The 3,312-nt window shown below is 39.9% G+C and carries 2 protein-coding genes; both read left to right on the plus strand.

The window, feature by feature from the left end:
* Positions 1 to 728: 728 nt before the first annotated feature.
* On the plus strand, positions 729 to 1,982 hold the full coding sequence (gene ltrA / locus BLQ81_RS21730) for a group II intron reverse transcriptase/maturase (RefSeq protein ID WP_217636705.1): 1,254 nt from the start codon (positions 729 to 731) through the stop codon (positions 1,980 to 1,982).
* A gap of 119 nt (positions 1,983 to 2,101) precedes the next feature.
* Positions 2,102 to 3,139: a BT4734/BF3469 family protein gene (locus BLQ81_RS21735; RefSeq protein ID WP_217636706.1), complete on the plus strand. Its 1,038-nt coding sequence runs from the start codon at positions 2,102 to 2,104 to the stop codon at positions 3,137 to 3,139.
* The last annotated feature ends 173 nt before the right edge of the window (positions 3,140 to 3,312 follow it).

Genomic DNA, 3,312 nt, shown 5'->3' on the forward strand with positions numbered 1-3,312 from the left:
GATTAATAAGAGTTTATGAATGAGCTGAAAAGTTACGGCCTTCCTGCCGCTTACCGGAGAAACTACCGCAGGTTTAGTGCAACAGCGGTTTGGCGTAATGGCGGGTGCAGTGCTTCGTATGACAGTTTTGTGGTAGGTTCAAGTGAAGTTCTTCGATTGAACTTTTGTGCAAAAAATCCGCCACTACGCCAAGGTGTGCTGTGAATGACTAATGTTTGTAGATTAGTCAATGCTGTATAAAAGATGATGGCAGGTCCATCGGTGTCGGTTTTCAAGAACAGGCATCAAACCGCCTCTCGGTGCTTGGATAGTAATTGAAAGGTGCTGAACAGAAAGAGGAAAAGGCTGTCTGGAACAGTCAGGTACGAACTAGGGAGACAAACGTAAGTGAACCTGTGTTGAAGTTGTGTGAGGGTGGCTACATTTTGTCAAAAGCTTGTATTCTTTGCTACAAGTGAAAAGCTGTAACGGGAGCTTGAATATTGGTTACAGGGCAAACGCAATTGAGCAGGTGTGAACCTGGTTTAGGCTTTTATACGGAACTCAGGAAGTCCTTATAGAATGCAAAGAGAACGGCACAAGTGGGCAATACCCATGAGGCTTATAGTATCGATGTTTATAAGGATGACGGATGTCGTTGTAGTAGTGTTGAAAGGCTTGTAATGAGCGTGGAGCGAAGGACGACAGACATACAGTTTCAATTATTTAAACAACTTAAGAAATTAAGGATGAAGGACTTATTTGAGACAAAATCAAAACCCATTCCGATAACCAAAGACATGGTAAGGGAAGCCTATCGCAAGGTTAGAAGCAACAAAGGGAGTGCAGGTGTAGATGAGATTTCATTGAAACAGTTTGATGAGAATTTATCGAAGAACCTGTACAAAATTTGGAACCGAATGTCAAGCGGAAGCTATTTTCCCATGCCGGTCAAGGAGGTTATCATACCCAAGAGCAATGGGGGAGAGCGAAAACTGGGTATTCCGAGCATCAGCGATAGGATAGCCCAAGAAGTAGTGAAAACTTATCTCGAACCACGCTTAGAAGCGGAGTTTTTACCCCAGTCGTATGGATACAGACCCCACAAAAACGCACATCAGGCGTTAGAAAACGTACGGGAAAACGTACGCAACTATGCTTGGGTTATCGATATGGACATCAAGAGCTTCTTTGACGAAGTAAGCCATGAGCTATTGATGAAAGCTGTGGAGAAACACGTGCCAGAAAAATGGGCAAGAATGTACATCAGAAGATGGCTGGAAACGCCTGTACAAACCAAAGAAGGCTTGGTACACAAGCAAGGGCAAGGCACGCCTCAGGGCGGAGTTATCAGTCCATTGTTAGCCAATTTATTCCTACATTATGTGTTGGACAAATGGCTGGAAAAGACCTTTCCGACGGTGAGATTTGTACGATATGCCGACGATGTGGTGGTACATTGCAAAAGCGAAAATCAAAGTCATTATGTGCTGGAAGGCATCAAGCGCAGACTAAGTGCATGCAAATTGCGACTGAGCGAAGAGAAAACCAAAATCACCTATTGCCAAGACCACAGACGTGAAAGACGAAAGGATTATCCGAAGGAATTTGATTTCTTAGGCCACACGTTCAAACCGATGAGTAAGAAAAGTAACAGGAACAGCGGAGTTTTCTTGGGTTTTGACTGCCAAATGAGCATGAAATCACGCAGTCGCATCATCGCAATTTGGAAAGAAATGGACTTTCATCGAGAAAGCACATGGACGCTCCAAGACCTTGCCAATCTACTCAACACAAAATCCAGGGGGTTGATGAATTACTTCGGCAAGATGGAAACCAGGATGTTAGAGAAGTTATTCCGACATTTAGACTATCGCATAGCAAAGTGGGTAAAGAATAAGTTTAAGAAATTACGAAGCTACCAAAAAGCATTTGATTGGTTACGCGACATCAAGTCGGGTTACCCCAATATGTTTGTACATTGGTCAATCAGTAAAATCTAAGATTGTATGTCAAGAGCCGTGTGAGTCGAGAGGTTCACGCACGGTTCTGTGAGAGGCTTGCGTTGAAATGCGCTTGCCTACTTGACCGCCAAACCGTTAGCGGTCACCTTATGAAGACAATGCAAGAAACGAACGACATATTAAACCTTAAAGTTTCCTTCCAAGAAAATACTTGGACAGATGTTTCTTCAATTGAGCCAACAATTAAAAACGTTTTAGACTCTCAGAAATCTGACAAATACAAACAGCAGGTAACTAATTTAAGAACCAACCTTGACAAAGGAAATACAGACTATTATAACGAGAATAAAAAGCGTTTACCGGCAGTTACGTTTAGTGCAACTTTTAATTCAAGCAGGACAAGGGAAAACGTAAAATATTACAACAGTCTCATTGTTTTGGACATTGACAAACTTAATCCTGAACAAATTGAAATCTGCTACAAGCAGCTTCTTCAAGACGACTTGGTTTTTTCTTTTTGGCGTTCGCCATCAAATAAAGGATTTAAGGGACTTGTTCAGTTAGAATTTATAGACATTTCTGACGAAATAGACCTTGACACGAAACACAAAAGTGCCTTTAAGAAATTATCAAACTATTTTCAGAACACATACGATTTAGAACTTGACAAAAGCGGAAGCGACATTAGTCGCTTGTGTTTTCTTTCATACGACACTGAACTCGTAAGAAAAGAAGCATCTAAAAAGTTTCAAGTTACAAATGATGACATCAAGGCAATTGCACCTAAAACAAATAACGGAAGGACAAGAAAAATTAAGTTTGTAAGCAACAGAGATGCTTTATACAATCCATTAGAAAGAAACAACCAATATGACAGAAAATTGATGACGGATATTATTCGTTATCTCACAAATAAAAACTTGTCAATTACTTTTTCTTATTCTGAATGGTGTAGAGTTGCTATGGCGATAGCTAATACATTCACTTACGATATTGGGCTAAATTATTTTACAAAATTGAGTAAATTGGACGGAGCAAAATTTAATGAAATTCATTGCACGAATTTTTTAATTAATTGCTACGAAACAAAAAATGGAAATGTAACTTTTGCAAGTATAATTCACTTAGTAAATCAAAAAGGATATAAAACAAAACAACAAAAAATAAAGGAAGGGGTTCTGAAGGTGGAGAGTTAAATCTTCGCAAGTATCACTGTCATCAACGGTTAAGCACAACCCGACAGCTTAAAAAGTGCACGACATTATATGTCAGTATTGGATTTGCTACAAAAAACTGGACAATATTTTTAAGCTTGTTTTTGATTTGATTTTATGTCGCCTGCCGCGGGGCTACTCAACTAATCAAGTGG

The organism is Algoriphagus alkaliphilus, from assembly GCF_900103735.1.
Classification (GTDB): domain Bacteria; phylum Bacteroidota; class Bacteroidia; order Cytophagales; family Cyclobacteriaceae; genus Algoriphagus; species Algoriphagus alkaliphilus.

Coding starts and splice junctions, on each gene's coding strand:
- ltrA (WP_217636705.1), top strand. CDS start 729: ATGAAGGACTTATTTGAGACAAAATCAAAACCCATTCCGATAACCAAA.
- BLQ81_RS21735 (WP_217636706.1), top strand. CDS start 2,102: ATGCAAGAAACGAACGACATATTAAACCTTAAAGTTTCCTTCCAAGAA.